A 21,991-nucleotide genomic window follows, 5' to 3' on the forward strand; every position below is an offset into this window, starting at 1 on the left:
CACGGTCTTATGCCGCGACAGCCTGCGGCAGGATCGGTGCGATCGCGTCGTAGCGCGTGCCGGCGCGCAGGCAGAAGGCCGGCTGTAGCAGGCGCTCGGCGATGACCTCGTTCTTCTCGTTGTCCTTCAGGACGAAGCGGCCGTTCTGCTCCGTGAGCACGGAGACGTCGGCCCCCATGCCGACCTTGAGCGCGCCGATCTCCTCGCTGCGGCCAAGCATCTTTGCGGGGTTGGAGGTGACCATCGGCACCACCTGCTCCAGCGACAAACCGAGCGCCATCATCGAGCTCATCGCCTGCACCAGGCTGAACTTGGCCTGTCCTGCAAAGGGATGGTTCTCCTCGTCCTCGTGCTGGTCGGGCGTTCCGGCCGGCGCGGGCACATACGTGTTGTAGCCGTGGATATCGGCGCCGAGCGTGGTCGGAATGATGCCCGCAGCAATTGCCTTCTTGGCGAGCCGGTACGAGAAGTGGCTACCGTGACCGACATCGACCTTGAGGCCGCGGTCGAGCGCAGCCTGGATCACCGGGTGCACTTCACCCTCGCGGTTGACGAAGCCGCCGGGATGACGCGTGAAGGGATGGGCGAGAATGTCGCCCTCGCGCAAGAGCGGGATCACGCGGGTGAGGATGGTGTCGGCATCTTCGCCATTGGCACCGCTCTCGGGCAGGCCCCAGAGCTGGCCGAAATGCACGTAGACCGGAAGATCGGCGCGCTTGCCGATCTCCGCCGCCATCTCGATGACGCGAATGCCCCAGCGCGCAAAACCGCCGATCTCGGCATGCGCCTTGATGCCGCGCACAATGTCGAGATTGGCCGTCGCCGCCTTGACCGTGGCGTCGATGCCGACGCCATCGGGGCTATAGAGCTGCGGATAATAATGTCCTTCCAGCCCGCCGACGAGATAGGCGGACAGGAAGGCGTAGACGCGCGAGGCCGACCGCTCCGCGATGAAATGGCGAAAGCCGGGCAGCGTCATGCAGGACGGGCCGCCCTGGTCGACCAGCGTGGTCACGCCTGACTGCACGCCGACCATGTCGGCGTTCATGCCGAAGCGGCCGGAGACATATTGATAGACATGCGCGTGGGTGTCGATCAGCCCGGGCAGCACCAGCCTGCCGCTGACGTCGACGACCTCCTTCGCACTGGTCGGCAGGATGTCCGCCGCGACCGCCGCGATCTTGCCGCCCCGGATGGCGACGTCCCTGATGCCGTCCACACCGGAGGCCGGACAGATCACGCGGCCGCCGCGCAACAGAAGGTCGAAGCTCGCAGTGACGGACATGACGCTCTCCTCTATCTTGGGCAGGCGGTTGCCCCGCTCTCGAATTACGAAGCATGCTTCGCATTTTGACAAAAGCAAGCTTCGTGCCATGATCCGGCGGTGGCGGGCGCACTCGAATCGAGCTAAGCGCGACCGGGTTTTGGCTTGGGAGAGTGTGCATTGCGGCAGGCGAAGACACGTCGCAGCGGGGGCAAACATCGCCCCTGGCCATTATCGCAACGTCCCGGATATCTGATCCGCCGACTGCACCAGATTCACGTCGCGCTGTTTCAGGAGGCCTGCGGCGCGTTCGAGGTCACGCCGCTGCAATACAGCCTCCTCTCGGCTTTGGCGGTGCGCGAAACCGCCGATCAGACCACTTTGGCGGCCGATATAGCCCTCGATCGCACCACGACGACCGGCGCATTGAAGCGTCTCGCGGCACGACACTTGGTCGAGCGCGCGGTCAACAAGGACGATCGCCGGGCGCGCTTGTGCCGATTGACACCGGCGGGGGCAGCCTTGCTGGTCAAGATTGAGGGCGCGGCGCGACGGGCGCATCGTGCGACGCTCGGTGATTTGAGCGAGCGGGAACAAGCGCTCTTCATCGAGATGATGCAGCGCATCGTAGCCGGCCACCCAAGTCGCGACAGCGTCGCTGCCCTATTCGATTAGACGCAACCTGCTGCGCTTTTGAGTTGGGCTGCTCAATTTATCATCGTACCGCTGCTCAGCCATGCAACGTCCTTTGCCTCTCGCCCACTGGCTCGCGCAGAGGATCGCCACCTCGCAGTTGCGGCGGCCAGTTCACACGCGAATGTCGAAGCGCGCTTGAGAATCCAACAGCAATCCGACGCAAGCGACGCTGCATCCGGCATCGATGCAGGCCCTGCTCCGGCCGGCCACAACCAATGGCACGATTTATGCTGCGATGATGCGAAGCGTGCTTCGTATTGGGGAATGTCATGACGGATTCCGAACTTCGCGCTGATCTTCACAGCATCGAGCCAATTCCCGATGCGGACCGGGACTCAACCGGGCCGCAGCAGATGTGGATCTGGGCCGGCGCCAACATCGCGCCGGTGAACTGGGCGCTCGGCGCGCTCGGCATCATCCTCAAGCTCGGCCTGATGGAGACGATCGCGGTCATCGTGCTCGGCAATATCGTCGGCTGCGCAATCTTCGCGACCTTCACGGTGATGGGACACAAGACCGGCGTCAACCAGATGGTGCTCAGCCGATCCGCGTTCGGCGTCCGCGGCGCCTACCTGCCGAGCATCCTGATGTTCCTGATGACGCTGGGCTGGATCGGCGTAAATACCTACTTCCCGGTGAAGGTTTCGATGGGCATCCTCGGGCAGTTTGGCGTTCCCGACACCTGGCCGGTCGAGATCGTCGTCATCACGCTGGTGATGGCCGTGCAGGTGCTGATCGGAATCTACGGCTTCTACGCGATACGCACCTTCGAGAAGTACACGGTGCCGCCGACCATCGCGATCATGGTCTTGATGAGCATCCTGGCGTGGACGCGCCCCGGCGTCGTCAACTGGGGCCTCACGACCTCGCTGCCGCCCGGCGCGCATCTGGCAATGCTGACGCTGCTGATGACGGCGATCGGCGTCGGCTGGGGCATTTCCTGGGTCACCTGGGCCTCCGACTATTCGCGCTTCGTGCCGAAAAGCGTGCCGTCGAAATCCGTGTTCTGGTACAGCTATGTCGGCATGTTCGTGCCCACGGTCTGGCTCGGCATTCTCGGCGCGACCATCGCCTCGACGACGCTGGATACCGATCCCGCCAAGATGGTGAGCGCGGTATTTGCGGGTCCCGTCAGCATCCTGGTCCTCCTGATGGTGCTGCACGGCCCGATCGCCACCAACATCCTCAACGTCTATTCGGCGACATTGGCGGCGCTGAGCGCGGGGCTGAAGTTCTCGCGCTTCTGGCTCACCGTCATCGTCGGCATCGCCGGCTATCTGGTTACGCTGTATTTCATCTTCGCGCCGTCTTTCGCGAAAGCGTTCGACAACTGGATGATCAGCCTGTTGCTGTGGATGAGCCCGTGGGCCGGGGTGGTGCTGGCCGACTTCTTCATCAAGCGGAAGGGCAAGATCGACATCGCCGAGCTCTATCGCTCACCGGAGACCAGCGCCTATGGCGACATCAACTGGGCCGGCATGAGCGCGTTCTGTGCGGGCTTGGTCGTCGGATGGCTGGTGGAAGACGGCCTGGTCGGCGCGCTTCAGGGGCCGATCTCGATCAATCTGCTCGGCGGCGCCGATCTGAGTTGGCTGTTTGGCATCGGGGTCTCGGGCCTCGTCTATCTTGCGCTCGGCAAGTTCTCGACCTCACCCTCCTCCATCGTTGCGAGCGGCGCAGGTAGATAGCAGCGGGCAGTAACGGTAGGTTCATGGACTACATTCCGCGATCCATTCCCGCCGCGCGAGCTGCGCCTGGTCAGATCAGGCTCGACTTGCCGCGGCTCAGCACCTCACCCGAGCCTTTGTCGCCGACGATCTCGCCCCGTTCGTACACGACCCGGCCGCGCGCAATGGTGGTGACGGGCCAACCGGTGACATCAAAGCCTTCCCAGGGCGTATAGTCCGAGCCGTGGTGCAGATCGGCCTGCCGGATCGGCTTTGTCAGCCTCGGATCCCACAGCGCGATGTCGGCATCGAAGCCGATTCCGATCGAGCCCTTGCGCGGATAGAGGCCGTAGATCCGCGCATGGTTGGTCGCGGTCAGCTCGACGAACTTTTGCAAGCTGATCCGCCCCTTCGAGACGCCTTCAGAGAACAGGATCGGCAGACGCGTCTCAACGCCGGGAATGCCGTTCGGCACCCAACGGAACGAGGTGCGGGAATTCGGCGTCAGCTTGCCCTTGGGATCGTCATAGCGAAACGGGCAGTGGTCGGAGGAGAAGGTCTGGAACACGCCCGTCGTGATGCCTTCCCAGATCGCCTGCTGGCTTTCGACGTCGCGCGGCGGCGGCGAACAGACGTATTTGGCACCTGACATGTCCATGTTCAGGCCTTTCATGTCCTCGGCGGTGAGCGTGATGTATTGCGGGCAGGTCTCGGCATGCACCGGCAATCCGCGCTGCTGGGCCCAGCGCACCTGCTCCATCGCCTCGCGCCCGGAGACGTGCACGATCACGATGGGAACGCCGATCACCTCAGCATGACTGATGGCGCGGTGCGTGGCCTCGCGCTCGACGGCCTGGGGGCGCGAGACGCCGTGATAATAGGGCGCAATATGGCCTTCGCGTTCGAGCTTGGTGGTGAGGAAGCGGATCGCGTCATAGCCCTCGCAGTGGACCATCACCAGCGCCTCCTCGCGGCGCGCCACGTCGAAGACCTCGAGCAGCTGCTTGTCGCTGAGCACGAGGTCATCATAGGTCATGAACACCTTGAACGAGGTGTAGCCGTCCTTGACGAGGGCCGGCAGCTCCTGCCCGAGCACGACCGCGGTCGGGTCGGAGATGATGAGATGGAACGCGGTGTCGATGTAGCACTCGCCCTCGGCGAGCTTGCGGTAATTCTCGACGCAAGTCCGCAGCGACGTACCCTTCTCCTGGAGCGCAAAGGGCAGCACCATGGTGTTGCCGCCAGCAGCAGCCGCGCGCGTCGCCGACGCGAAATCGTCGGCCATGACAACGTCGGGGCCGGAAGGCTGTGAAATGTGAACATGGCTGTCGATCCCGCCGGGCAGTGCCAGCAGGCCCGTCGCGTCGATCTCGCGCGCGGCGCCCTCGATATGATCGGCAATGCTGACGATGCGGCCGTCGCGAATGCCGATATCGGCGCGAAACTCGTCGCTGGCCGTCACGATGGTGCCGCCGCGAATGGCGAGATCGAGCTGCGTCACATGCGTCTCCGTCACTTGATGCCTGCTGATGTCTGGAAGATCCGGCCCCACGCCGCAAGAGCCCCGATGTCGCCGCCGGCGAGCTCAAGTGTCCGCCACAGCGTGACCGCGACCGAATCCAGTACGGCGATATTCAATTCCCGCTCGAGCGAGGCGGCGAGCGCTGCACCGTCGAGATTGGTGCAGAGGATGACGACGGCATCGGCGCCCTCCGACGCAACGGCGCGGATCATGCCCGCGATGGTCGTGCACTCCACCTCGCCGAAGGAAAAGTTGTCGCGCAGGCCGAGATGCCGCTCCGCAAACGGGGCGATCCCCTCCTCGGTCCAGACGTCACCGATGCGCCGCTGCACGTCGTCCGTATAGGGCGAGACGAGGCCGATACGTTTGGCGCCGAGTGCGCGGGCAGCGTCAATGCAGGCGAGTGTCGACGTCGTCGCGGGCACGCTTGTGCGCGCCGTGATCGCTTCGCAAAGGCTCCGGTCGCGGCCAATGCCGAGCCAGCTCGCCGAGGTACCGTTCCAGGCGATCGCATCGACTTTGGCGTCCGCCAGTAGATCCGCCGCCGGCAACATCACCGAGGCGTCGAACTGGTTCAGCGCCGCGGCATCAAGCGCAATCTCGGTGACACGAAAGCGCGAGAAATGTGCGCTGACGCCATCAACTCCATGCAGCATGGTGCTGGTGACGGGCTCCAGCACCGAGTTGGAGGACGGAGTGACCATGCCCAGCCGTTTGCGCACGTCTTTACCTTACGACGCCTGCGCAAAGCGCGTCGACTCCTCCCGGATCAGGGACAGGATGTGACGCTTTGCGTCATTGAATTCGGGGCTCGTGATGTCGCGCGGACGCGGCAGGTCGAAATTGACGGCTTCGCGGATCCGGCCCGGCCGCTTCGTCATCACCACGATCTTGTTGCCGAGCACCAGCGCCTCATCGACGCTGTGAGTGACGAACACGATGGTGCAGCGCCGCTTCTGCCAGATCGCCACCAGCTCCTCCTGCATTTCGAGCTTGGTCTGGGCGTCCAGCGCCGCGAACGGCTCGTCCATCAGGATGACACTCGGATTCATCAGGAGCGCACGGGCGATGCCGACCCGCTGGTTCATGCCGCCGGACATTTCGGAAGGATGATGGTGCTCGAAGCCGCGGAGGCCAACGAGATCGATGAACTCCATGGCGCGGTCGTGCCGCTCGGCCTTGGCAACGCCCTTGAGCTTGAGATGGAAGGCGACGTTATCGATCGCCGTCAACCACGGCATCAGGGTCGGCTGCTGGAACACCACGCCGCGATCCGAGCCGGCCGCTCCACCTGCTTGCCGTCGACCAGCGTCCGGCCGAAGGTCGCCTGCTCGAAGCCCGCGATGATGTTGAGCAGGGTCGACTTGCCACAGCCGGACGGGCCGAGCAGGCAGACGAAATCATTGGCCTCGATGTCGAGATTGATGTTGTCGAGCGTCAGCAGGTCGCGGCCGCGCCGTTTGTCGGAAAACACCTTGACGATGTTGCGAAGCTCGATTGCCGCCATCAGCTCGCCCTGCCCTGCACTGTGGTTGTCTGCTGCCAGCGCAGCGTACGCGCCATGATCGCCTTGAGGCCGAGGTCGGAGAGATAGCCAAGCAGCCCGATCGAGATCATTGCCGCGAGCACGATGTCGTAGCGCAGGAAGTAGTAGGAATCCCACAGCACGTAGCCGAGGCCGCTCTTGACCGCGACCATCTCGGCCGTGACCGTCAGCATCCAGGCCGATCCGACCGCAATGCGCAGGCCCGCGAAAATCGAGGGCAGCGCCGCGGGCAGCACGATGTCGGTCAGCATCTGCCGTCCGTTCGCGCCCATCATCGCGCCAGCACGGACGAGATTATGGTCCACGGTCTTCACACCGTGGATGCTGTTCATCAGCACGGGGAAGAAGGCGCCTAGGAAGACGAGGAAGATCGCCGGCTTGTCAGCAATGCCGAACCAGATGATGGCGAGCGGAATCCAGGACACCGGCGGAATCGGACGCAGCATCTGCAACGTCGGCTCCAGCGTCTTCTCGAACAGCCGCGACCAGCCGATCGCGACACCGGCGAGAATGCCAAAGAGGCTCGCCAGCGCAAAGCCGCCGAACACGCGAAGAGCGCTGGCCAGCGCGTCGCGCAGCCAGTGCCCCGAATAGGTCTGCGTGGTCTCGTCGAAACCAAACACCCAGTCGCCGAGGGCGTGGAGCACCGCACTCGGCGCCGGCAGCAGCGCCGGCGGAAGCATGCCGCTGCGGGCAAAAGCTTCCCAACCCGCGATCAGCAGCGCGGGCACGATGAGGCGTTCGAGCCCCTGGAACGCCCGCGTCATCCGAAACGCCGGTCTTGCGGGCGAGACGTCAGTAGCCGAGGTCATTCTTGGCTTTTCCCGTGGCCTTCTCCAGGAACGAATAATCCATGTTCTTCTCCGCTTCCACGGAGACGTCCTTGGAGATGTATTTCAGGTCGCGCATCATCGCGGCGATCGCGAGCGTCTGCGAACGATGGATCGCAGGATCGGGCGAGGCATTCTTCAGCGCTTCTGTCGCCACCGTCTTGTCGAGGCCAGTGAGCTTATTGATGACCTCGATCCACGGCCCTTTGTCGGCGATCAACTTGTTGTCGAGCTCGACCACGGCGCTGACGACGCCCTGCACGCCCGCGCGCTGGCTGGCGATCACATCCGAGCGTGTGACGATCAGATTGGTCAGGTTGCCGGCGGCCTGGTCATACGGCAGCACAAAATGCCTGCCGGCGTCGGCGAGCCGGATCTGCGAGGCGAACGGCTCGACCGAGCAGATCATGTCGACCTCACCACGCTGGAGCGCTGCGAGATGGTCGGACGGATTGGGGATGTTAATGAACTGGATGTCCTTGTTGGGATCGACGCCCTGCTTGAGGAACGCGCCGCGCATGTGGATGTCCTGCGCATTGCCACGCGACGCAGCGACCTTCAGCGGCTGACCGTCGCTCTTGGCCTTTGCGACGGTCGCCTTGAACGCAGCCCAATCCTCCGGCGGCAGGTTCAGCTTCGCGGAAGACAGACATTCCGAGCCGCCATTGATCTGGCCGGAGACGGCGACGACGTCAAAGCCCTTGTCGAGTGCGGTGATGTAATGGAGGTAGGTGACCTGCGCGACATCGATGCTCTTCGAGACCAGAGCGGTGAGAACGTCATTGCCCGAGTTGAAGCCTGTGGCTTCGACCTCGACGCCCTTGGTCATGCCCGGGATCAGCGACATCGGCAGGCAGTGCGCGCATTTGGCGTAGCCGAGCTTGATCTTCGCGGTCTGCGCGATGGCGAGATCGCCTCCGCCAAACATCGCCGCCATCACCACGAGGCCCCATCGCAAACTCGTCCGCATCGCTTACTCCGTTTCGGAAAGCGCGCGAGATCTCGCGCGTCGCGCCAGATCATTGGCCGGGCGTTGCGGCAACGCAATCCGGTTTTTGCATGCTGCATACAATTTGCGCGTTGTGCCATTGTTTTCAGCTACATGCGTCGGTATTTTGGGCAAGCCAAGGGGCCGGAAACGGCTAGGATGAACGGAAGCAATGAGGCGCGCGTGCAGCAGAAGTCGGAAACCCCGAAGGGCCGAAAGTCGCCCAAACTCAAGAGGATGGGCCTGCATGAGCGCGCCGCCGCGCGGATGCGGACGATGATCATTCGCGGCGAGTTGCCGCCGGGATCGCAGACCCAGGAGACCAGGCTGTCGAAGGAGCTCGGCGTGTCGCGCACCCCGCTGCGCGAGGCGATGAAGGTGCTCGCCGCCGAGGGATTGATCGAGCTTCGCCCCAACCGTAGCCCGCGCATCGCCGATATTGCGGTCGAGGACATCTCGGAATTGTTTGAGGCGCTCGCCGGCATCGAGCGGCTTGCCGCCGAACTCGCTGCGGAGCGCGCCACCGAGCGCGATCTCGCCCGCCTGCGCACGCTTCAGACCCGCATGGAGGGTCACCATCGCAACGGCAAGCTCGATGAGTACTTCGCCATCAATGGCGAGATCCACAACACCATCGTCCGCATGGCCCGCAATACGCCGCTGCGCGAGGCGCACGAGACGCTGATCTCCCGCGCCGAACGCGCACGCTATCTCGCGCTGGGTGCCGACAAGCGCTGGAGCAATTCGGTCGACGAGCACGCCAGCATCCTCGCCGCCCTCGAGGCGCGTGACAGCGAAGCCGCAGGACGCCTGCTCGGCGCCCATGTCCGCCAGACCGGCACCGCCCTGCTCGAGACCCTCGCCCCCAAACCCAAGCTGACGGCGGCGTGACCATGAAGCTGCTGCTGCTCAACCCCAACACCAGCGCCTCTGTCACCCAGTTGATGACCGATGTCGGGCAGCGCGCCGCCGCGCCCGGCACCGAGCTGGTCCCCTGCACCGCCTCGCGCGGCGTGCCCTATATCGCGACGCGCACCGAGGCGCAGATCGGCGGCGCCATCGCGCTGGAGATGCTGGCCGAGCAGCACACGAAAGTCGATGCCGCGATCATCGCAGCTTTCGGCGATCCCGGCTTGTTCGCCGCACGCGAGACGTTCGACATTCCCGTCATTGGCCTTGCGGAAGCCGCGATGCTGACCGCCTGCATGGCCGGACGCCGATTCGCCATCGTCACTTTCGCGCAAGCGCTCGGCCCCTGGTACGAGGAATGCGTTCGCGACCACGGGCTGCGAGAGCGCTGCGCCGGCATCCGCATGCTCGATACGCCATTCAAGGCGATTTCGGAGGTCGGCACCGAGAAGGAGGACCTGCTCGTCGATCTCGCGCAGCGCGCCATCGTCGAGGACGAGGCCGATGTCCTGATCTTTGCGGGCGCGCCGCTTTCGGGTCTTGCCGAACGCGTCGCCGACCGGATCCCCGTCCCCGTTGTCGATCAGGTCGTCGCCGCCGTGAAGCAGGCCGAAGCACTCGTGGCGCTCCGCCTGCGCAAGGCAACCGCAGGCACGTTCCGCCGGCCCGCCGCCAAACCCACCACTGGTCTTGCCGACGCGCTCGGCGCCCGGCTCGAGCATCGCGACAGCTGTCAGAGAGGCGGCCGGCGATGCGAAAAGCCCAATTCGTTTTCGATGGCACGGCCGAAGGCAAACAGACGGGATTCGCAGCCCGGTGGCGCGATGATCTGGATACCGAACGGAAGCTCATTTGCTTCCCGCCGCACCGGCAAAGTCAGGACCGGGAAACCGACCAGCGACACAATGAAGGTGACGGCGAGATAATCGATGGGCGTCTCCAGCGCCGTGCCGTCGATCGCGGTGACATCGCTGATCTCGTTCGGCCAGGGGAAGACCGATGCCGCCGGCGCAACCAGGAAATCGGAGCCGGTGAACAGCTCGCGAAAGCTGCGGTAAATCGCAGTGCGACGGCGTTCGGCGTTGAGGTAATCCTCAGCCGACAGGCTTGTACCCGCCTCGATGTTCCAGATCACCGTGGGCGTCAGCTCGGCGCGGCGCGTCCTCAGCAACTCACCATAGCTGTTGGCGATGTGCGCGGCGCGCAGCGTGCGGAAGGTCTCGATCGCACCGTTGCAATCGGGCGAGGACGGCACGACATCGGCAACACGCGCGAGCGCGTCGCAGGCAGCGGCAAAACGGGCGCGGACGTTGCGCGCAACCGGCGCGATACTGAAATCGGGCGTGACAGCGATCCGCGGGCGTTCTGCGAGCGGCCGATTGTCATTGCCGACGCCGGTCGAGAGCGGATCGTTCGCATCACCTCCCGCACAGACCGACAACGCCAGCTCGAGATCATCGATGCTGCGGCCGAGAAAACCGTGGGTGGCGAGCATGTCCCAGCCGAGCGGACGGCGCGTCGACGGGATGCGGCCGGGCGTCGGCCGGATCGAGGCGACGTCGCAAAAGCTTGCGGGCGTGCGCACCGAGCCGCCGAAATCGGTGCCGTGCGCGAGCGGCACCATGCCGGCCGCGACGGCAACGGCGGAGCCGCCGGACGATCCGCCGCAGGTCAGCGCAGGATCGAACGGATTGCGCGTCGGCCCGCACAATTTATTGGCGCAGACCGCGCCGAAGCCGAATTCGGGCGTATTGGTCTTGCCCAGAATGATCGCGCCGGCGCGCCGCAGCCGCGCGACCACGAGATCGTCCTCGGCGGGGACGTGATCGCGAAACAGAACCGATCCGTAGGTGGTCGCAAGCCCCGCGGTGTCGGTGAGATCCTTGATCCCTACGGGCACGCCGTGCAGCGGGCCGACTGGCACGGATGCCGCATCGCAAATTTGCGCGGCGCGGCGAGCGCCGTCCGCATCGAGGGTCACGAACGCCGCCAGCCGCGGATCCTGTTCCGCGATCCGCGCCACATGCGCCTCGACGGCGTCGCGCGAGGACAGCTGGCCCTTCGCGATAGCGCGCGCAAGGGTTTTGGCAGTGAGGTCGCAGATCGATGGCTTCGGCGTCATCGCCGCACAATGCCAAACCTCGCATTGAAAGGCGAGCGCGGTGGGCACGAGACTTGCTTTCTTCCTCGGGAGAACGGGAGGCAACACCATGGCTGAAGCGCAGGGCGGGCGTTCGCTCGTCGTCGACGCCGTCACCCACCGCTATCCCAGCGGCGAGCTTGCGGTCGAGAACATCAATCTCGACATCAAGGGCGGCGAGATCATCGCCCTGCTCGGCCCGTCCGGCTGCGGCAAGACCACTCTGCTGCGCATCATCGCCGGCTTCATCGCGCAGAGCCAGGGCCGCATCATCATCGGCGATGACATCGTCGATGCCCTGCCGCCGAACAAGCGCGCTGTCGGCATCGTGTTCCAGAATTACGCGCTGTTCCCGCATCTGTCGATCAGCGAGAACGTGGCTTACGGGCTTGCAGCCCGCGGCATCGACAAGGCGACGCGCCAGCGCGAGGCGCAGCGCCTACTGGAGCTGGTGCAACTGCCGTCGATGACGGAACGGCTGCCGCGGCAGCTTTCCGGCGGCCAGCAGCAGCGCGTCGCGCTGGCCCGCGCGCTGGCGATCAAGCCGTCGATCCTGCTGCTCGACGAACCCTTTGCGGCGCTCGACAAGAATTTACGCCTCGACATGCAGATCGAGGTCAAGCGGCTGCAGCGCGTCTCCGGCATCACCACGCTGATCGTGACCCATGACCAGGAAGAGGCGCTGTCGATGGCTGATCGCGTCGCGGTGCTGAGCCACGGCAAGCTCGAGCAGTTCGGAACGCCGTCTGACGTCTACGACCGGCCGCAGACGCTGTTCGTGAATACGTTTGTCGGCTCGACCAACCGCATGCCCGGCGTCGTGGTCTCGGCCGATCGCGCCGCCGCCAAGGTGCGCCTCGATGCCGGCGCGGAGGTCATCGCGCGGCCGGCCGGCGGTGCGCTCAGCGAAGGCGGCCGCGTCACTGTCTGCATCCGCCCCGAGCATCTGCAATTCGTCAGCGACGAGACCGGCTTTGCCGGCGTGGTCGGCATGTCGCTGCCGCTCGGGGCCACCGTTGTCCACGAGATCACCACCGCCGACGGCTCCGGCGTCAAGGTCTCCCAGGCGCGTATCGGCGAGACGCGCGCGCTTGAGAGCGGCGCGGCCGTGCGCCTCGCACCGCTCGCCCCTTCGCTCGCCAACGCCTTTCCCGCAACGCTTTAGTTCCAGTCATAGTCCACACGGAGTTCGACATGATCCTCAACCGCCGAAGCCTGCTGACGACCGCCCTCACCCTCGGGGCCATGAAGGCGTTTCCCGGACTGAGTTTTGCCCAGGCTCGCCCGCTGGTGTTTGCGACCTTCACCGGAAGCTGGGAAGAAGCGCACAAGGCCGTGCTGGTGCCGGCCTTCCGCAAGGCCAACGCCGATGCGGCGTTGGTGCTCGACCCCATGTTGTCGGTCGACCAGATCGCGAAGGTGAATGCCGCGAAAGCCAATCCGCCGATCGACGTCATGCTGCACGATCCCGGCCCTGCCCTCGTCGCGATCGGCCAGGACCTGGTCGAACCCTATCCGGTCGAGAAAAGCGCGTACTACAAGGACCTGATCAGCGAGGCGCAGGAGCCGATGGGCCCCGCCCCGTTCTTCCAGGTCGTCGGCCTCACCTACAATCCCGAAGCCATCAAGACGCCGCCGACCTCATGGGCCGATCTCTGGAAGCCCGAGTTCAAGGGTCGCGTCGGCATCACCAACCTCAATTCTACGCTCGGCACCGGCTGGCTGGTCGAGATCGCCAAGATGCGCGGCGGCTCCGAAGCCAATGTCGATCCCGGCTTCAAGGCGCTGGAGGAACTGAAGCCCAATCTCGCCGCGGTCGCCGCCAATCCCGGCGCGCTCGCGACACTGTTCCAGCAGGGCCAGATCGACATCTCGCCCGGCAATTTCAACGCCATCCAGATCCTCAAAGCCCGCGGCGTCCCGGTGGAGTTCGTGGCGCCAAAGGAAGGCGCGATCGCCTTCAAGACCACGATCCACATCGTCAAGAACTCAGCGAATCGCGAGCTGGCCTTCAAGCTGATCGAGGCGGCGCTGACGCCCGAGGTACAGACCGCGCTGATGAACCCGCCCTACCTGATCGTGCCGACCAATTCCAAGGTGACGATGGGCGGCGAGATCGCGCGCGTGCTCGCCAAGGACACCGCGGAGCTGAAGCAGAAATTCGTGTTCCAGGACTGGAAGAAGATCAACGAGCAGCGCTCGGCCTGGATCGAGCGCTTCAACCGCGAGATCAAGATCTAAGACCTTGAAGGCTTAAGCCATGGGCGCAGCACCGGCATCACGGGACGTCACGTCCTACGGAATGGGATTGGCAGCGCCACTGGCGCTGTTCTTCCTGCTGTTCTTCGTCGCGCCGCTGCTGCAACTGTTCTGGCTCTCGCTTCACAACGACACGGCCGGGCTCCATTGGGGGCTCGGCCAGTACCTGCACTTCCTCACCGATCCCTTCAGCCTCAGCGTGCTCGGCTCGACGCTGCTGCTGGGGGCCGAGGTGACGGCCGTGTGCCTCGTGCTCGGCTTTCCCATCGCCTGGCTCTACCAGCGGGTCGGACCGCGGCTGCAAACCATCATCATCCTGATCGTGCTGCTGCCGCTTCTGACAAGCGTGGTGGTGCGCACCTTCGCCTGGATCGTCATCCTGGGCCGCCAGGGCATCATCAACGCGACGTTGCAATCCCTTGGCATCATCGATACGCCCTTAAAGCTGCTCTACACCCAGTTCGGCGTGGTAATCGCACTAGCACAGGTGCAAATGCCCTTGATGACGCTGCCGCTGATCACCGCGCTCGGCCGCATCGACCCCAATCTTGACGACGCCTCCTGCTCGCTCGGCGCCGGGAGCTGGCGCACCTTCTTCAGGATCGTACTCCCGCTGTCGCTGCCGGGCGTAATCGCCGGCTGCACCCTGACTTACGCCGCCGCCATCACAGCCTTCATCACCCAGTCGCTAGTCGGCGGCGGGCAGATGCTGTTCATGCCGATGTATCTCTACCAGCAGGCGTCGACCCTGCAGAACTGGCCTTTCGCCGCCGCGATCTCGATCATCTTCCTGCTCGCCGTGCTCGCGGTCGTCTCCGTCTTCACCACGCTCGGCCGCTTGTCGCGCGGCTATGGAGGGACGTAATGAGCGGCCGCAGGCGTACCTTGGAGGCGCTGAGCTTCGAGCTCGTCATGACCGTGATCGCGGTGATCGCGCTAGTCATCATCATCGCGCCCTCGCTGGTGGTGCTGATCGTGTCCTTCACCAGCGGCTTCTCACTTCGCTTTCCCCCGCCCGGCTATTCGCTGCGCTGGTATGTCGAGCTTTGGAACGCCTGGCAGCTGCATTTCGCCGCCAAGAACAGCCTCATCGTCGCGCTGTGGGCGACCGGCCTGTCCGTCGTGCTCGGCGTTGCGGCTGCCCTTACGATCTCGCGGTCGCGGACGCTGTCGGCGCGGTTGCTCGATTCCCTCTTCATGTCGCCCCTGGTCCTGCCCGCGCTGGCCTTCGGGCTTGCTGCGCTGATGCTGTTCTCGCTGGTCGGCCTGCCGGTGTCGCCGCTGACGCTGGTGATCGGCCACACCGTGGTCTGCGTGCCCTATGTCGTGCGCAACACGGTCGCCGCACTTGCGCAGCTTGAGCCGCCCCTGCTCGAAAGCTCGGCGGTGCTCGGCGCGAGCCGCCTCTACACGCTCCGTCGGATTGTGCTGCCGCTGATCCGGCCGGGCATCATCGCGGGCGCCTTCATCGCCTTCATGTCGTCCTTCGACAACGTGCCGGTCTCGCTGTTCCTGCGCGATGCCGCGACCGACATGCTGCCGATCCGGATGTGGCAGGACCTCGAAGGCAAGCTCGACGTCACCATCGCCGCGCTGTCGGGCGTGCTGATCATCGCGACCGTGGCTCTGGTCGCTGTGATGGAGCGCGTCACGGGCCTGTCGCGGCGGCTGACCAACTGATCAGGCACCGCGGAACAGCGAATAGCCCCAGCGCGTGAATTTCAGCGGCAGATGAAAATGCTCGTCAACGTTCTTGATGCGGAAGCGGAACGGCGTCACGGTGAGGAAGCTCTCGCTATCGCCAAAGAGCTCGCCGAGATGAAACAGGACTTCATACTCGCCCACCGTCACGCCTGCGCCTTGCGCGACGGCATGGTCGAGCACGCCATTGGCGCCGAGCCGTCCGTCGGCGACGCGCACCTGTTCCGGATCGATCCGCCAGATCTCGACGCGCAGCCCCTGTGCCGGGCGTCCGCTCGCCACATCGACCGCGTGAATGGAAATGCCGCCTGCCACCATGTTCCTCCCGTGAGCGCAGCGCCATGGTAGACGCAAACACGGCCGTTCGGCCAGCGCCTGCGCTGCTGCCGCGCCGGCTCTGGTCTCGATCCTGGATGGCGCAGCCAGCCTCGGCGCGGCCTTCTTCGCCTTGGCGTGCCTCGCGCTGTGCGGCACATTGGGTCTGATCTGGGGAGGCCATGACCAAGCAGGCAAATAGCGCGCGCGAGATTGCGGCCGATGTGACGGCCGGACGAGCGAGCGCGGTCGAGACCGCCAAGGCCGCGCTCGCACGCATCGAGGCAGCCGTGGCGCTGAACGCGGTGGTGACGATCGATCCCGTGCGCACGTTGGCCGATGCCGCCGCGGTCGACGAGCGCCTGCGCTCCGGCGAGCCGATGCCGCTCGCCGGCGTCCCCGTCATCGTCAAGGACAACATCTGGGTGGGCGGCTGGCGCGTAACCCAGGGCTCGCGCCTGTTCGCCGATTTCGTCGCGCCTCGGGATGCGATTGCGATCGAGCGGCTGCGCAGCGCCGGTGCGGTCGTGGTCGGCCTCGGAGCAACGTCGGAATTCGCTTGCAAGGGCGTGACGACTTCGCCGCTGCATGGTCCCACGCGGCATCCGCTCGATCCGGGGCTGTCGCCGGGTGGCTCATCGGGTGGTCCGGCTGTCGCCGTCGCAGCCGGCCTCGTGCCGCTCGCGATCGGCACCGATGCGGGCGGCTCCAGTCGCAGGCCGCCGGCCCATGTCGGTGTCGCCGGCTTCAAGCCGTCCTACGGCGCAATCCCTTATGGACCTGGCTTCGCCGAGCCGTTCTTCGGTCTCTCCGTCATTGCGCCGATCGCCACCGACGTCGCCGACATCGCGCTGGCGTTCAAGACCATGGCCGGCGCCGATCGGCGCGATCCGGATTCGGCGGGCATTGCGCAAGAGCCCGCCGACGTCGCCGGTCTGCGCATCGCATTCTCGCCTCGCCTCGGTCTCGATGTCGCCGTTGATGAGGCCGTCGCGAACGGGCTCGTTTCTGCCGTCGAGCGTCTCACCGCCGCTGGATTGCACATCATGCAAGACGATCCCGTCTGGCCGGCCGGCGCGACGGAAGACGCCATCATGCCGCTCCAGCATGCCGGCCTTGCCGCGCTCTATGGCGAGGCCTTCCGCAAGGACCCGACTGTCTTCGATCCTGATATCGCCAAGCAGATCGAGCGGGGGCTGTCGTGGTCAGGCGCCGAGGTGGCCGGGGCGCTGGTCGCAAGCGCTGCAATCGCCAAGGCCTTTGCGGCGTTCTTTGGCGAGATCGACCTGCTGCTGACGCCAACCGTCCCATGCGTCGCGTGGCCGCTGACGCAGCTCGGCCCTGACATGATCGGCGGAAAAGCCGTAAGCCCACGCGCCCACGCGGTGTTCACGCCCTTTGTCAACCATGCCCGCCTGCCGGCGATTTCGATTCCGTGCGGAGCCGATCGGTGCGGACTTCCATTCGGCCTTCAGATCATCGCCGCGCGCGGACAAGACCGTACGCTGCTTGAAGCAGCGCAAGAGATCGAAGCCATATTGCGAACGTAAATCCTGCCGTCACACGTCTCTTCCCGAAGGCCTGCTCACATTGGCTGTGATGAGATTTTTCTTGATCTCTCGGTGCACACGTCGTGCACACGCCGCGCTCTAACCATCTGAAAAAACTGAACTCTCGCTCCAATCCATCACGGGCCAATTTGAGCTAGGTCCAGCCAAGAAGATCAAAGCTCATCAAAAGTGGGCCAGCTTACGGGGGGGCTCCTCTTCGATCTGCCTCAGCCGCCCCACCTTGGTCGGCACCACTCCTTAATGATGCCATGCGGTTGCGATGGTGTTTTGTAACGTCGTGTCGCTGGGCATTTGCGTCGCCGTAGTTGGATTGAAGCTCGGATTATTGCCCTGGAACGTCGCCGTCGGGTTCAAGACGCGAATGGCTGCGATCGCCGACGGGCCCATGCTTCAGGGGAGCACGGTACGCACGATCAGCAAGTAAAGCCCGACCGACAATAGCGCCGCTGAACAGAAGTAGACCACCTCCGGATGCCGTCCCTCGAACGCCGGGGCCCGGTCACCGATCCGATCCGACCACAACAGAAGCGGAAATATGAGGGCAACGATCACGACCTGCCCAATCTCCACGCCGATGTTGAAAGCCGCGAGCGCAGGCACGGCCGCGTCCGCTGGCAGCCCGATCTCCTGCAGCGCGCTGGCGAAGCCGAAGCCGTGAATAAGCCCGAAAACGAATGTCACCCGCCAGCGACCGTCCACATTGCGCGAGAAAAAGTTCTCGACCGCTACTAACATGATCGTCGCGGCGATCGCCGCTTCGACGATGGCACTTGGGATTACGACGACTTGCAGCGCAGCAAAGGACAGCGTGATCGAGTGAGCAATCGTGAAGGCGGTGACGATCTTGATCACCGGCCACAAGTGATGCGCCCAAAGCACGATCGCGGCAAGGAATGCGATGTGATCGTAGCCGAGAAAGATGTGCTCGATACCGGCCTGGACGAACCGCCCGACCACCTGGAGTGCCGATGACCCCGCACCGTAGAGAGCGATCTCGGGCGCTCTGCTGTCGAGGGCAAGCTCGCGCTCGCCGCCCTCGGTTGCGATGATAGCTAGATGTCGTGCGCTAGGATCCACATCGTGAAACAGGGTCGTGCGATAACGCAGCTCGCCGCCATCCAATGGACAGGTCCATGCCACCGTCACCAGAACGTGGGTGTCGGCCGGCAGTGCCGTTCCTGGCCCAGGCGCACATTGCTGCCTGCCGGCAAAGACTGCAACGTGGTCGCCAATATAGGTGAGCACTGATGGCGCCATGACCGCAAGGGCCACACGGTTGACCTCGCCCGATCCCGCTTCGGTGATTCGAACCCCGGCCGACTTTTCGAAGTCGCGACCAAGCGCCTTGATTTCCACTTCGACCGTGCGGCCTTGGATCACGATGCGCGAGGTGCTGACCCCGGCATTGTGCGCCTGTGCCTCCCAAGTGGCGACAGCAGCGATGGCAACGCTGGCCAGGGCAAGCCAGGCGCGAGACGCGGTCGCGGCGGGACCGCTGTTGAGTCGAGCACGGCCTGAGTGCATCCGGAAGCTTTGTATAAACTGCGTTCGGCGGAGTTCCCAGTTCATTGGCGTCGCTGGCGTCGGTCGCCAATCATTCGGCACCGCCTAGGCGCTTAATGATTACGCCGGCCGTCGCGGCACGAATGCTCTGGGAGTAGGCTTCTGAGAACGCCCCGAGCGCCGTCCGCGCCTTGCTGGCGTAAGCGCGCCTTTCCTCAGGGGGCGCAAGCTGCGAGGCCCGTGCAAGATCGATGGCGTGAATGAACGCTGCCTCCTCGGCCTCGTCCCCGCTCGCGATGGCCAAAGCCAACGCCTTGGCCTCGGCGATCTGGTGGTCAAGATCGTCCAACCCAATGCCGACAAGTTGAAAAGGATCGAGTACGAAGCTCTCGTAGAAGCCGGCTTTCAGGAGCTCGAACCGCGCGCGAAGCGAATAAGGTGCATCGGGTGAGAGGCGAATGGCTTCCTCGAGCTGGGTTCTCGGCAGGCGGTAGCGCCCGATCGCATCGTCCAAGAGGGGCGCCAGATCGCGCTGGACGAGAGCCTTCAGCAAAAGTTCGGCGTTAATCGTAAGCCGACCACCGTGCGCCGCGAGATCGCGGTTGAGGGTGTTGGTTGCCTCGACCAGAACCATACCGAGTGCAAATCGCGCCATGCCCTCAGGTCCTGGCCCGGCGGCCGTTTTGGCGAGCGCGACCTCCTCGTCTGCAGCGGAGACGAGCACGTTTGCCCGCTCGATGTCGATCATATCATGAGCGGCCAGCGTGAGGGCGCCAAGAGTCGAAAGGAGGAGAACGAAAAGAACGAGCCTGGGCAGGCCCCGGAAGGCTGCGCATCGCGGGCAGGCGGCGGTCAGCGATTGCCCCGCGCGGGACGCGTTTGCCGTACCCGAGTCATCAATCATTGGGCATCTCTTCACCGGCGAAAAAGGCGTGCGATCCCCGGTGCGCCGGGACGACGCCATCGGGAGCACCGGCGGGCGTGGGAAATGCGTCTTTGTGTTCAGCCAGCGTGCTGGCGATCACATAAGCGTGGCGTGCCATGAAACTCGGGCGGCACACGAGGGAGTGGCTCCCAAATGATACTATTACCCGCAACGGCGCGTCGCGGATATCGTCAAAGGGCGGCTTGCCGAGAAAGAGGGCCTCCGCACTTCCCGCCGCCATGATTGCGACGTCCTGTTGATCCGTGGCAACGAGCACGCCGACGCGCCGAGCATCCGCAGCGCGGACCAGCATGGCGCGCGAGTTCGGGAGAAATCGCATCAGCACGTCGACGATCGCCGCTGCAAGAGCACTGCCGATTTCATCATCCCGTTGGCCAACAATCAGCAGGTGGTAGCGCCGGTAGACCGGCCACATACGGTCCGGATTCAAATCGGCAAACCGCAGCCTGATCGGCCGTTGCTGCCGATCAGGGCTCGCGACCGCAAACGTTCTGTGCCCGGCAACAACAAGCGCCGCCGCGTTCGCAACCGACGTGAGGATCGTGCGCCGCTTCATACTCGCCAAGCTCCAAGGCAGCGGTGCGATGCGAGCCTGCACCAACAATTGGCTCAGGCACCCGTCATTGCGGCTTGAACACGTCGCGGTTCAAGATCGCTGTGACACCCAGGTTTGGGACATCGACGAGTTGCGCGATGTGGAGATCGACAGCCACGCTCACCAGTACATAAGCCTGCTCGCGGCTAAGACCCTTTGTCTTGACCAGAAAGTCGATCATGTTGAGCGTGGCGTTTCGCGCTGCCAAACTGACATCCTCCGAGAGGTTTGCCAGTGGAGCGATCTTCTGGCCACCAAGGTAGGTGTCGAACACTGGCAGTTCGCCCTCGGGCTTGAGCGGAAGCCCCGAGACAGCGTAGAAACTCCCCGGGGCGAGGTCCTTTAGCTGCGAGCCGCCTTCGAAGTGCATGGTCGTAAGCAGCGAAGCCATGCCCGCGATCACCTTGGCCCGGAGCGATACCTTTGCGCCCATCTCTATGGCGGTGCCCGCCACCTCGCCGTCGCCCTGGGCGAAATGAACGTCACCCGCGAAAAGCCCACAGCCGTCGATAAAGCAAGGAAATAGCAGCGTGGTGCCGACCACCGTCTGCTTGGTGTCGAGATTGCCGCCGTTCTCCCGTGGCGGAACGGTACGAACACACTTGTCCTTCGCTGTACCATTGGCACCGCAAAGATCCACCGGCAGGGCATCAACCGGCTGAGGGGTCAACGCCGCGCCGCCCGCGTCAGCGAGCGCCTTCTCCCGTTTGAGCCACATCTCAAGCTCAGGCTCGCCGGGCAAGACGCCGATCGTGCCCATGAACGCATTCATGGGAACGGAGATTCCCGGCAAGTCCTTCGAACGCGCTTCAAGACGCGTCAGGTTCCAGTGCACGATGAAAGGATCGCGGAAGACATCACGCAAGAAGCCAAACCCTGGCACGATCGTAGTGTAACCGAAATCATCGGGCGCGATGTCCACCACGGTAACGGCGAGTGCGTCGCCCCGTCTGGCCCCTTCAATGTAGACGGGCCCGGTCAGCGGATGCACGAGGTTGAGGTTGGCGGCCGCCACATCCTGCGCCGTCGAATCGAAGGTGAGGTCGGAATCGAGCGCATCGCGCGTTTCGAGTACAAAGAGCTGCTCGGGATTTACACGCGTGACGGGCTTGATTGCGAAGTGATACCGGTTGAAGCAGTGCGGATCGTCCTTGCAGTGCTTGCCAGACTTTCCCACGATCACCGGGGGGGCGCCCTTGACGTCACTGGTGTCCGCCCGCACCCTCCCCCAACTCGCGACCAGGAGCAGGGCAAGAGCCAGCATCATCCAACCGGGTCTGGATTTCATTGGATGTCCTTCCTGTATGACCCGCTGCTCGCGCGTCTCCTTCCGGTCGGACCACTTGCGCGTTCTCGCGGAGAACGCCACTCGGAAATCCTATTAGAGGCGCTAGGCAAGTCAAGCATGGGAACCGGTCAGCCGAACTGTCAGAATTTGCGCCAGCGAAATTCGAGTCCATGATCGACGTTTGCGCAGCAAAAAATCTGAGCAATTCTGACAAGCTGCAAGCGCCTGGTAGTGTTTATGCGCGCAGGCCA

Annotated in this window: 19 protein-coding genes and 2 pseudogenes; 9 read left to right on the forward strand and 12 right to left on the reverse strand. The window is 64.3% G+C overall.

Going from position 1 to position 21,991, the window contains the following annotated elements; all coding sequences use genetic code 11:
* Positions 1 to 7: 7 nt before the first annotated feature.
* Entirely contained in the window at positions 8 to 1,285 is a 1,278-nt protein-coding gene (locus BLV07_RS09540; protein ID WP_091883159.1) for an amidohydrolase/deacetylase family metallohydrolase, read from the reverse strand.
* A gap of 159 nt (positions 1,286 to 1,444) precedes the next feature.
* Between BLV07_RS09540 and BLV07_RS09545 the strand changes: the two genes are divergently transcribed.
* Entirely contained in the window at positions 1,445 to 1,939 is a 495-nt protein-coding gene (locus tag BLV07_RS09545) for a MarR family winged helix-turn-helix transcriptional regulator (RefSeq protein ID WP_176945438.1), read from the forward strand.
* Between the two features lie 290 nt (positions 1,940 to 2,229).
* Entirely contained in the window at positions 2,230 to 3,648 is a 1,419-nt protein-coding gene (locus BLV07_RS09550; RefSeq protein ID WP_176945439.1) for a cytosine permease, read from the forward strand.
* Positions 3,649 to 3,718: 70 nt separating this feature from the next.
* Here the strand turns inward: BLV07_RS09550 and hydA are convergent, their stop codons facing one another.
* The 5 genes and pseudogenes from hydA to BLV07_RS09575 all read right to left on the reverse strand — a co-directional run bounded on the left by hydA (position 3,719) and on the right by BLV07_RS09575 (position 8,495).
* Positions 3,719 to 5,128 (reverse strand): dihydropyrimidinase, encoded by a 1,410-nt coding sequence (gene hydA, locus BLV07_RS09555; RefSeq protein WP_176945456.1) that lies wholly within the window; start codon positions 5,126 to 5,128, stop codon positions 3,719 to 3,721.
* An 11-nt stretch (positions 5,129 to 5,139) separates the two neighbouring features.
* Positions 5,140 to 5,853 (reverse strand): maleate cis-trans isomerase family protein, encoded by a 714-nt coding sequence (locus BLV07_RS09560; RefSeq protein ID WP_091883166.1) that lies wholly within the window; start codon positions 5,851 to 5,853, stop codon positions 5,140 to 5,142.
* A gap of 27 nt (positions 5,854 to 5,880) precedes the next feature.
* Positions 5,881 to 6,656, reverse strand: a pseudogene (locus BLV07_RS09565) (ABC transporter ATP-binding protein).
* On the reverse strand, positions 6,656 to 7,462 hold the full coding sequence (locus BLV07_RS09570; protein ID WP_244551045.1) for an ABC transporter permease: 807 nt from the start codon (positions 7,460 to 7,462) through the stop codon (positions 6,656 to 6,658). Before BLV07_RS09570 ends, BLV07_RS09565 begins: the two are co-directional and overlap by 1 nt.
* A 28-nt stretch (positions 7,463 to 7,490) precedes the next feature.
* Positions 7,491 to 8,495, reverse strand: a complete 1,005-nt coding sequence (locus tag BLV07_RS09575; protein WP_091883173.1) for an ABC transporter substrate-binding protein — start codon at positions 8,493 to 8,495, stop codon at positions 7,491 to 7,493.
* A gap of 177 nt (positions 8,496 to 8,672) precedes the next feature.
* Between BLV07_RS09575 and BLV07_RS09580 the strand changes: the two genes are divergently transcribed.
* Both BLV07_RS09580 and BLV07_RS09585 read left to right on the forward strand, forming a co-directional pair.
* A complete protein-coding gene (locus BLV07_RS09580; RefSeq protein WP_244551025.1) occupies positions 8,673 to 9,404 on the forward strand; it encodes a GntR family transcriptional regulator in 732 nt (243 codons plus the stop codon).
* 2 nt (positions 9,405 to 9,406) lie between these two features.
* Positions 9,407 to 10,153, forward strand: a pseudogene (locus tag BLV07_RS09585) (aspartate/glutamate racemase family protein); the annotation flags it as partial.
* Between the two features lie 2 nt (positions 10,154 to 10,155).
* On the opposite strand, the gene BLV07_RS09590 reads toward BLV07_RS09585, so the two are convergent.
* Complete coding sequence (locus tag BLV07_RS09590) at positions 10,156 to 11,544, reverse strand: amidase (protein ID WP_091883179.1); 1,389 nt, start codon at positions 11,542 to 11,544, stop codon at positions 10,156 to 10,158.
* Between the two features lie 88 nt (positions 11,545 to 11,632).
* Here BLV07_RS09590 and BLV07_RS09595 point away from each other — a divergent pair, with 88 nt between their 5' ends.
* From BLV07_RS09595 to BLV07_RS09610, 4 genes are read left to right on the forward strand one after another with little or no spacing between them, the layout of a single operon-like run.
* Entirely contained in the window at positions 11,633 to 12,727 is a 1,095-nt protein-coding gene (locus BLV07_RS09595) for an ABC transporter ATP-binding protein (RefSeq protein WP_091883182.1), read from the forward strand.
* A gap of 29 nt (positions 12,728 to 12,756) precedes the next feature.
* Complete coding sequence (locus tag BLV07_RS09600) at positions 12,757 to 13,803, forward strand: ABC transporter substrate-binding protein (RefSeq protein ID WP_091883186.1); 1,047 nt, start codon at positions 12,757 to 12,759, stop codon at positions 13,801 to 13,803.
* 19 nt (positions 13,804 to 13,822) lie between these two features.
* Complete coding sequence (locus BLV07_RS09605; RefSeq protein ID WP_091883189.1) at positions 13,823 to 14,686, forward strand: ABC transporter permease; 864 nt, start codon at positions 13,823 to 13,825, stop codon at positions 14,684 to 14,686.
* Positions 14,686 to 15,501 carry an ABC transporter permease gene (locus BLV07_RS09610; RefSeq protein WP_091883192.1) on the forward strand — a complete coding sequence of 272 codons (816 nt, stop codon included), beginning with the start codon at positions 14,686 to 14,688 and terminating at the stop codon, positions 15,499 to 15,501. The genes BLV07_RS09605 and BLV07_RS09610 overlap by 1 nt, the downstream gene beginning before the upstream one ends.
* Here BLV07_RS09610 and BLV07_RS09615 read toward each other — a convergent pair whose 3' ends face one another.
* Positions 15,502 to 15,837 (reverse strand): hydroxyisourate hydrolase, encoded by a 336-nt coding sequence (locus BLV07_RS09615; protein ID WP_176945458.1) that lies wholly within the window; start codon positions 15,835 to 15,837, stop codon positions 15,502 to 15,504. It abuts the gene before it with no gap.
* A 182-nt stretch (positions 15,838 to 16,019) separates the two neighbouring features.
* Between BLV07_RS09615 and BLV07_RS09620 the strand changes: the two genes are divergently transcribed.
* The gene (locus BLV07_RS09620) at positions 16,020 to 17,387 is read left to right on the forward strand and encodes an amidase (protein WP_091883200.1); all 1,368 of its coding nucleotides are present in this window, start codon (positions 16,020 to 16,022) and stop codon (positions 17,385 to 17,387) included.
* Between the two features lie 411 nt (positions 17,388 to 17,798).
* On the opposite strand, the gene BLV07_RS09625 is transcribed toward BLV07_RS09620, so the two are convergent.
* The 4 genes from BLV07_RS09625 to BLV07_RS09640 form a co-directional block, all read right to left on the reverse strand.
* Positions 17,799 to 18,977: a HupE/UreJ family protein gene (locus BLV07_RS09625; protein ID WP_244551026.1), complete on the reverse strand. Its 1,179-nt coding sequence runs from the start codon at positions 18,975 to 18,977 to the stop codon at positions 17,799 to 17,801.
* Positions 18,978 to 19,002: 25 nt separating this feature from the next.
* Positions 19,003 to 19,815: a hypothetical protein gene (locus BLV07_RS09630; RefSeq protein WP_091883205.1), complete on the reverse strand. Its 813-nt coding sequence runs from the start codon at positions 19,813 to 19,815 to the stop codon at positions 19,003 to 19,005.
* Positions 19,808 to 20,413: a hypothetical protein gene (locus tag BLV07_RS09635; RefSeq protein WP_091883210.1), complete on the reverse strand. Its 606-nt coding sequence runs from the start codon at positions 20,411 to 20,413 to the stop codon at positions 19,808 to 19,810. The genes BLV07_RS09630 and BLV07_RS09635 overlap by 8 nt, the downstream gene beginning before the upstream one ends.
* Before the next feature lie 64 nt (positions 20,414 to 20,477).
* Positions 20,478 to 21,740: an acetamidase/formamidase family protein gene (locus tag BLV07_RS09640; RefSeq protein ID WP_091883822.1), complete on the reverse strand. Its 1,263-nt coding sequence runs from the start codon at positions 21,738 to 21,740 to the stop codon at positions 20,478 to 20,480.
* Positions 21,741 to 21,991 lie beyond the last annotated feature (251 nt).

The organism is Bradyrhizobium sp. Rc2d, from assembly GCF_900099855.1.
GTDB lineage: Bacteria > Pseudomonadota > Alphaproteobacteria > Rhizobiales > Xanthobacteraceae > Bradyrhizobium.

What these genes read in the sequence shown, in the direction of transcription:
- BLV07_RS09540 (WP_091883159.1), bottom strand. Translation starts at nt 1,285, where the DNA reads ATGTCCGTCACTGCGAGCTTCGACCTTCTGTTGCGCGGCGGCCGCGTG.
- BLV07_RS09550 (WP_176945439.1), top strand. Translation starts at nt 2,230, where the DNA reads ATGACGGATTCCGAACTTCGCGCTGATCTTCACAGCATCGAGCCAATT.
- BLV07_RS09560 (WP_091883166.1), bottom strand. Translation starts at nt 5,853, where the DNA reads ATGGTCACTCCGTCCTCCAACTCGGTGCTGGAGCCCGTCACCAGCACC.
- BLV07_RS09570 (WP_244551045.1), bottom strand. Translation starts at nt 7,462, where the DNA reads ATGACGCGGGCGTTCCAGGGGCTCGAACGCCTCATCGTGCCCGCGCTG.
- BLV07_RS09575 (WP_091883173.1), bottom strand. Translation starts at nt 8,495, where the DNA reads ATGCGGACGAGTTTGCGATGGGGCCTCGTGGTGATGGCGGCGATGTTT.
- BLV07_RS09580 (WP_244551025.1), top strand. Translation starts at nt 8,673, where the DNA reads ATGAACGGAAGCAATGAGGCGCGCGTGCAGCAGAAGTCGGAAACCCCG.
- BLV07_RS09590 (WP_091883179.1), bottom strand. Translation starts at nt 11,544, where the DNA reads ATGACGCCGAAGCCATCGATCTGCGACCTCACTGCCAAAACCCTTGCG.
- BLV07_RS09595 (WP_091883182.1), top strand. Translation starts at nt 11,633, where the DNA reads ATGGCTGAAGCGCAGGGCGGGCGTTCGCTCGTCGTCGACGCCGTCACC.
- BLV07_RS09600 (WP_091883186.1), top strand. Translation starts at nt 12,757, where the DNA reads ATGATCCTCAACCGCCGAAGCCTGCTGACGACCGCCCTCACCCTCGGG.
- BLV07_RS09605 (WP_091883189.1), top strand. Translation starts at nt 13,823, where the DNA reads ATGGGCGCAGCACCGGCATCACGGGACGTCACGTCCTACGGAATGGGA.
- BLV07_RS09610 (WP_091883192.1), top strand. Translation starts at nt 14,686, where the DNA reads ATGAGCGGCCGCAGGCGTACCTTGGAGGCGCTGAGCTTCGAGCTCGTC.
- BLV07_RS09620 (WP_091883200.1), top strand. Translation starts at nt 16,020, where the DNA reads ATGACCAAGCAGGCAAATAGCGCGCGCGAGATTGCGGCCGATGTGACG.
- BLV07_RS09625 (WP_244551026.1), bottom strand. Translation starts at nt 18,977, where the DNA reads ATGAACTGGGAACTCCGCCGAACGCAGTTTATACAAAGCTTCCGGATG.
- BLV07_RS09630 (WP_091883205.1), bottom strand. Translation starts at nt 19,815, where the DNA reads ATGATTGATGACTCGGGTACGGCAAACGCGTCCCGCGCGGGGCAATCG.
- BLV07_RS09635 (WP_091883210.1), bottom strand. Translation starts at nt 20,413, where the DNA reads ATGAAGCGGCGCACGATCCTCACGTCGGTTGCGAACGCGGCGGCGCTT.
- BLV07_RS09640 (WP_091883822.1), bottom strand. Translation starts at nt 21,740, where the DNA reads ATGAAATCCAGACCCGGTTGGATGATGCTGGCTCTTGCCCTGCTCCTG.